Annotated in this window: 7 protein-coding genes; 1 reads left to right on the top strand and 6 read right to left on the bottom strand. The window is 43.0% G+C overall.

The window, feature by feature from the left end; translation table 11 throughout:
- The first annotated feature begins 63 nt into the window (after positions 1 to 63).
- Positions 64 to 549 (top strand): DNA/RNA non-specific endonuclease, encoded by a 486-nt coding sequence (locus C5S62_RS01915; protein WP_104403833.1) that lies wholly within the window; start codon positions 64 to 66, stop codon positions 547 to 549.
- Positions 550 to 790: 241 nt separating this feature from the next.
- Here the strand turns inward: C5S62_RS01915 and C5S62_RS01910 are convergent, their stop codons facing one another.
- From C5S62_RS01910 to radC, 6 genes are all read right to left on the bottom strand, one after another.
- Complete coding sequence (locus tag C5S62_RS01910; RefSeq protein ID WP_104403832.1) at positions 791 to 2,092, bottom strand: ABC transporter permease; 1,302 nt, start codon at positions 2,090 to 2,092, stop codon at positions 791 to 793.
- A gap of 20 nt (positions 2,093 to 2,112) precedes the next feature.
- A complete protein-coding gene (locus C5S62_RS01905) occupies positions 2,113 to 3,036 on the bottom strand; it encodes an ABC transporter ATP-binding protein (protein ID WP_104403831.1) in 924 nt (307 codons plus the stop codon).
- Between the two features lie 81 nt (positions 3,037 to 3,117).
- Positions 3,118 to 4,023 carry a TraB/GumN family protein gene (locus C5S62_RS01900; protein ID WP_104403830.1) on the bottom strand — a complete coding sequence of 302 codons (906 nt, stop codon included), beginning with the start codon at positions 4,021 to 4,023 and terminating at the stop codon, positions 3,118 to 3,120.
- Between the two features lie 190 nt (positions 4,024 to 4,213).
- Positions 4,214 to 4,978, bottom strand: coding sequence for a UDP-2,3-diacylglucosamine diphosphatase (locus tag C5S62_RS01895; protein WP_104403829.1), 765 nt, complete (start codon positions 4,976 to 4,978; stop codon positions 4,214 to 4,216).
- A 15-nt stretch (positions 4,979 to 4,993) separates the two neighbouring features.
- Positions 4,994 to 5,314, bottom strand: coding sequence for a metal-sulfur cluster assembly factor (locus tag C5S62_RS01890; RefSeq protein ID WP_104403828.1), 321 nt, complete (start codon positions 5,312 to 5,314; stop codon positions 4,994 to 4,996).
- Positions 5,315 to 5,370: 56 nt separating this feature from the next.
- A complete protein-coding gene (gene radC / locus C5S62_RS01885; protein WP_104403827.1) occupies positions 5,371 to 6,069 on the bottom strand; it encodes a DNA repair protein RadC in 699 nt (232 codons plus the stop codon).
- Positions 6,070 to 6,075 lie beyond the last annotated feature (6 nt).

Here is a 6,075-nt window from a genome sequence, read left to right as displayed (position 1 = left end):
CAAATTTAACACTTTTCTCAAAATTCATGCACCGTGTTTTCGGCTTGACCCCTTTATACTGACATTCGTGAAAGTGAATGCGGTTATCAAAGAGGTCACATGTGTCCGGCAGGAGATAACAAATGGTCATACAAAGCTCAGAAGGAAGCATTTTTAATGACCAACATCTGTCCTCAAAACGGAAATCTCAACCAACATGACTGGAAATATCTGGAAGAAGCTTGCCGTAATTGGGCTAACAAATATGGAAAAATCTATATTGTCGCAGGTCCTATATTTTATTCGAAAAACTACACAACCGTAGGTGAAAACAATGTTGCTGTTCCTGATGCTTTCTTCAAAGTCATACTCAGACTAGGAGTTAATTCTCATGACGCCAAAACCATCGGCTTCATTTATGAAAACAAACCGGGACATCATAATATGGATTATTATACCCATAGCGTTGACGATATAGAACAAATAACAGGTTTGGATTTCTTTTATCAACTTGACGACAATATAGAGAACAAAATCGAAAATATAAACGATTTCAGTTCATGGCGTTAAGACAAACCGTAATATCCTCATGATGCCTCTTTGTCATTTCTAAAATCATAGAAAATCATCATTCTTACGCTCAAATTGCGAATAGGCAAACCACTTTAGAGCATCAAATATCTACTTAATATTCTGTCAACCCAATCTATTATCTTTGCACGAGAAGCCTAAAAAATAATCAAAACAAGATACTTCATATGAAATACCCTGCTCTGATTATTTTTTTGATAATAAAATATGATCAAGTTTTTTACCTATACCGTATCCACTTCACCATCTCCTTAAGCGATGGTTTCTTTCCATACATAAGTATACCGACACGATAAATCTTAGCGCTCATCCACACAAAAAGCAATACGGTAGAAAAAAGAATACCAAGCGAAAGCAACTCTTGCCACCAAGGCACTCCAAAAGGAATACGCACCATCATGACAATAGGGGATGTAAGCGGGAAAATAGAAGCCCAAAAAGCTAAAGGGCCATCAGTATTTTCTATGCTATACATAGCGGCATAAAGACCGAATACCATAATCAGCACAACAGGCATGATGAATTGAGAGCTATCTTCCTGAGCGTTGACACTGGCACCGACAGCTGCAAAAAAAGAAGCATAAAGCAGATAGCCTCCAATAAAATAGAGCACGAACATAACACCCAACTCCGCAAAAGGCAGATTGGTGATTGCACTAACTATTTCGGCCGATTCAGAAGGCATATTCTGCATTTGTTGAGCAGCCACAGCCATAGTTGGATCATCCACCGGACTAGGAGCTACGCCAAATACTGCAGAGCAAACACTCAGAATTACGGCAAGCATCACTCCCCAGATTATCAACTGGACAAAACCTACAAGTGCCACACCTACAATCTTACCCATCATAAGTTGGAACGGTTTGACGCTTGAAACCATCAATTCTACAATACGATTAGTCTTTTCTTCCATCACACTTTGCATGACCACTCCACCATAAGTCATTACAAAAAAGTAAATAAGAAACGTAAAGATAAAGCCCGCTCCCATAGCGATGTACGTATTTGAGGCAGTTTCGTCCCCTGCGTCATTTTTCACCAGTGTCTTAATATCAAAGTCGGTTTGTATATCGTCTATGATTTTCTCAAGTTCGGGCACATTGTAGAGACTTAATTTATCCCTACGCACTTGATCGTTAAGCAAATTACGCGTATAGCCAAGTAAATCGGCCGACACGGCCTTACGGGCACAAATAGTAACCGATTTGGGATTTTCGACGAGATCAGCCGTTATGATAACCACTGCCTCTACTTCCGACTGATCACTATAGAATGATGCGCTGTCTGCCGGAGACACCTCAAACCGATAGCTCAAATCATTCTTAAACAGACCAGCATAACGCCCCGTCGCGTCTACGACTTTAACCGTTTTCTGATCGCTGTCCTTAATTGAAGCCAACCATACGGGAACAATGATAAGTCCTGCAAAAATGAAAGGCATCAAAAGAGTAAGTAGGACAAATGATTTTTTCTTGACACGGGTGGCAAACTCGCGCTGTATAATAATGAAAGTTTTACTCATGATATATTTATGTTATGATATTACTCGGTAGGAGCCGCCTCGCCAACGGTATTGATAAATATTTCCTGCATTGACGGCAAACGTTCACTAAAAGAACGCACTTCCACCTCAGTTGCTATAGCTTGTATTAGCGCTGAATTAGTCAGTTCGTCTGCCTTTTTCAACAAATAGGTAGTCAGTCCGCCTGCCTCATTTTTTTCCAATACATCATAAAACCCAGGACGTGAGGTAAGCGCACCGCCAACCACTTTCAATTCATAATGCCCTGTACGGAAATGTTCTTTTACTTCACCTACATTACCAGAAAGTACCAGTTTGGAACGATTGATAAGAGCTATTTCATCACAGACTTCCTCGACAGATGACATATTGTGTGTTGAAAAAATAACAGTATGGCCTTTATCACGCAAAGCCAGTATTTCACGCTTCAACATTTCGGCATTAACAGGATCGAAACCGGAAAAAGGTTCATCGAATATGAGCAAAGGAGGCTCGTGAAGCACTGTTATGATAAATTGCACTTTCTGTTGCATTCCTTTGGAAAGTTCCTCCAGTTTTCTATCCCACCATGACAGAATACCAAATTTCTCAAACCATTTCGTGAGGCGCTGTTTAGCCTCCTCACGAGAAAGTCCCTTGAGCATAGCCAGATAAACAGCCTGCTCGCCTACTTTCATTTTTTTGTACAAGCCTCGCTCCTCCGGAAGATAGCCAATGCGCGCCACATCACTAGCAGCGAACGGCCGGCCGTCAAAGAAGACGTCCCCACTATCAGGCGCAGTAATGCGGTTAATGATACGTATAAGTGTAGTCTTGCCTGCACCATTAGGTCCCAGCAGACCGAACACCTTGCCCTTAGGCACATCAATGCTCACATCATCAAGAGCCGTATGTTCCGCATAACGTTTCACTACGTGGCGGGCAGAAAGAAAAAATTCAGACATAAATATAATATAGAATGATTTCAAGTAAAATTAAAACAACCAGTCATAAAACTGCAAGACGGTCAGTCTTGATACTGCGATTTACTTCACAGGGGTAACAGTATAACCTGCGTCCTTAAGAAGCTGTAACAATCCGCGCTTGCCGGGAAGATGTGCCGCGCCTACCGCCAAGAATGTCGATTTTGTCTGCATAATCGTAGGCAGAGCTTTTGCCCAATTGACATTTCGGTCATAAATAAGCACATCCTCTTCTTCCGGTGTAGCGTCACAATTGTCGTTACGCTTCTCTTCCATAAGTTTTTCAATTTCATCGAGCTTTTGTCCGAAGAAAGCCTTCAGCAGTTCCTCGGCCTGACATTCCTGATAGTCTTTGTGATCAACAATACACATGAGTTCCTCAGCCTGTCTCTTCAAAGACTTGTTGCCATAGAGTGTTTTCGCCTGAAACTCCAATGTTTCCAATCCGCCAACGGGCTTTCCTTTTTCTATCGCCACTTTTTGGAAATAACCGTCAAAGAGATTTTGTGGATCAAAACCGGCATGTTTTTTCATATAAATAAGCACCATCAACTGCGTAGATAAAGCAGCCGGTTTCAGGCGCTCCATCTGTTGCGCTACAGCCGGGTTGGAAAAATCCATTCCCATTATCTCTTTCATAAATTTGTTAAGACGCTGTAGCTGTTCCGCAGTAAAAAGATCGGTAAACTTTTTTCCTTCCGGCAACATCATTAATTGCTGCATCTGCATCAGTTTACCCATATCCTGCATCTCTTTCATGTCAAGTTCACCATACACTTGCTCGGCCTCAGACAAAGCGGTGTTAAGTCCGGGAATACTATCAACAAACCCTGCCGGAGCGAGATGGTATGTTCCCACAATGTAAGAAGGCTTAGACAATCCGTTGCCGGAAACTTTCCAAAGCAACTGTGCTTGCACGCTAACTGTAACAAAAAGCAGTAAAGCACAAAGAATAAAAATCTTTTTCATTTTATAATCAATTTATTTATAACAAAGGACAAAAGTAAAGAAATGTTTTTAATTATCAAAATGGGGGGGTAAATGAGGCCATATTAAGATTTATTATAGATAATAGGGCTACTTTATCTGCCATCCTGACACTTTTGAATAAAATAAGACAATGGGCAATCACACTTGATATAACCGCCTGCGAAAAACATCAGGGTTCACTCTCACCCTCCACAAAATTTTCCAGAAAGAGGTGTTCCCCGTCAAAAACAGCATAAGAGAATTGGCTTATCCAATCTCCAAGAATAAGAACACGCGTCGTGCGTGAAAGCATAAGATCCAATTCTATATGACGATGGCCGAAAATAAAGAAATTAACCTCTGGATGCGTCTGCAAATATTTCTTTGAAAATAGGATCAGTTCTTCCTTGTCTTCTCCCAAGTAAGGAGGTTCCACACCACCTTCACGCTTCAAACGGCTATGTCTGGCCCATTGCAAGCCAAAAGCCATCCCCCAACGTGGATGAAGGGATGCAAAAAGTCGCTGGCAACCCTTGTTATGAAAAAGACGACGAAGGATCTTATACTTTCTGTCACCCGCTCCCAAACCATCACCATGGGCCAGAAAAAACACCTTATCGAGCAACTCCACCGTTTCTGCATGCCGGTGAACAGTCATTCCACATTCTTTTTCAAAATAATCGTCCACCCATAAGTCGTGATTGCCGATAAAGAAGTGCACCTCAACCCCCATATCCGTCAGTTCACTGATTTTCCCGAGCAAGCGGGTATATCCTTTTGGTATAACTGTTTTGTATTCATGCCAAAAGTCAAAAATATCACCCAACAAATATACCGCAGCAGCCTTATGCTTGATGCTGTCAAGAAAGTTAGTGAGCCGGCGTTCCTGCATGCGGGGATGAGGAATGGCCAAACTGCCAAGATGGGCGTCGGAAAGAAAATAAATATTCTTCATTACGGGAGTATTTCGTTACATGAAACCCAGTTCAAGCTTTGCTTCCTCGCTCATCATATCTTTGTCCCACTCCGGTTCGAAAACGAGATTGATCCTCACATCTCCGATTCCAGTTATGCCTTCAAGCTTCAAGCGTACGTCTTCAACAATAAAGTCAGCCGCAGGACAATTAGGGGCAGTCAGCGTCATATCCACATCCAGCGTTGTATCGTCATGCAATTCAATGCGGTAAATAAGGCCAAGATTGTAAACATCTACAGGAATTTCCGGATCATACACCGTTTTCAGCACCTCTACAATGCGCTCCTCTATTTTTATTTTCTCTTCAAGTGTCATATTTTTACTTCTTAAGATAATGAATACTGTTATGAAATACGTTCCGCGGTTTTGGCTCAGAGCCGACCCTCGTCATTGTAACTGTAGAAAGCCGTGTCCGTAATGACAACATGGTCAACAAAGGTGATATCCATCGTGTCGCATGCCTTTTTCATGCGCAAGGTAAGGCTGTCATCCTCACGACTGGGCCGGACATTTCCCGAAGGATGATTATGACAAAGCGCAATAGCTGTGGCGCGGGCAACAAGAGCCTCGCGCAACACCAGCCGGATGTCGACCACCGTTCCAACTATTCCGCCACGGCTCACGCATTTCGAACCTATGATGTCGAGATGGCGGTTGAGCAGGAGCACATGGCATTCTTCAGCCGGAAGATTACGCATGCCCGGCAGAAAGTAACGAAAAATATCATCGGCACCGGCCACATGCCTGCGGTTACGTTTATCCTCTTCCTGACGGCGCCGGCCCAGCTCACAGGCTGCAAGAATGGTTATAGCCTTAGCCGGCCCTATACCGTTGTAGACACACAGTTCATTGACATCCATGTTCCCGACTGTCCCTAAATTACCATGACAATCAGCCAACAGCCGCTGCATCAGCTCCACGGCTGTCTCACGCGATGATCCGGAGCCTATCAGAATAGCCAGCAACTCCGCATCCGTCAAAGCCTTAGATCCACGTTCAGCCAATTTCTCACGCGGTCTGTCCTCCTCCGCCCAGCGATTGATGGCCGGTTTCTTTTCATAGGAAGCCATACTTAA

It is taken from the genome of Prevotella sp. MGM2 (assembly GCF_002933955.1).
Taxonomy (GTDB): Bacteria; Bacteroidota; Bacteroidia; order Bacteroidales; family Bacteroidaceae; genus Alloprevotella.
Note: the sequence above shows the minus strand (reverse complement) of the source record. Positions and strands in the feature narration are given on the sequence as shown.

What these genes read in the sequence shown, in the direction of transcription:
- C5S62_RS01910 (WP_104403832.1), bottom strand. Translation starts at nt 2,092, where the DNA reads ATGAGTAAAACTTTCATTATTATACAGCGCGAGTTTGCCACCCGTGTC.
- C5S62_RS01905 (WP_104403831.1), bottom strand. Translation starts at nt 3,036, where the DNA reads ATGTCTGAATTTTTTCTTTCTGCCCGCCACGTAGTGAAACGTTATGCG.
- C5S62_RS01900 (WP_104403830.1), bottom strand. Translation starts at nt 4,023, where the DNA reads ATGAAAAAGATTTTTATTCTTTGTGCTTTACTGCTTTTTGTTACAGTT.
- C5S62_RS01895 (WP_104403829.1), bottom strand. Translation starts at nt 4,978, where the DNA reads ATGAAGAATATTTATTTTCTTTCCGACGCCCATCTTGGCAGTTTGGCC.
- C5S62_RS01890 (WP_104403828.1), bottom strand. Translation starts at nt 5,314, where the DNA reads ATGACACTTGAAGAGAAAATAAAAATAGAGGAGCGCATTGTAGAGGTG.
- radC (WP_104403827.1), bottom strand. Translation starts at nt 6,069, where the DNA reads ATGGCTTCCTATGAAAAGAAACCGGCCATCAATCGCTGGGCGGAGGAG.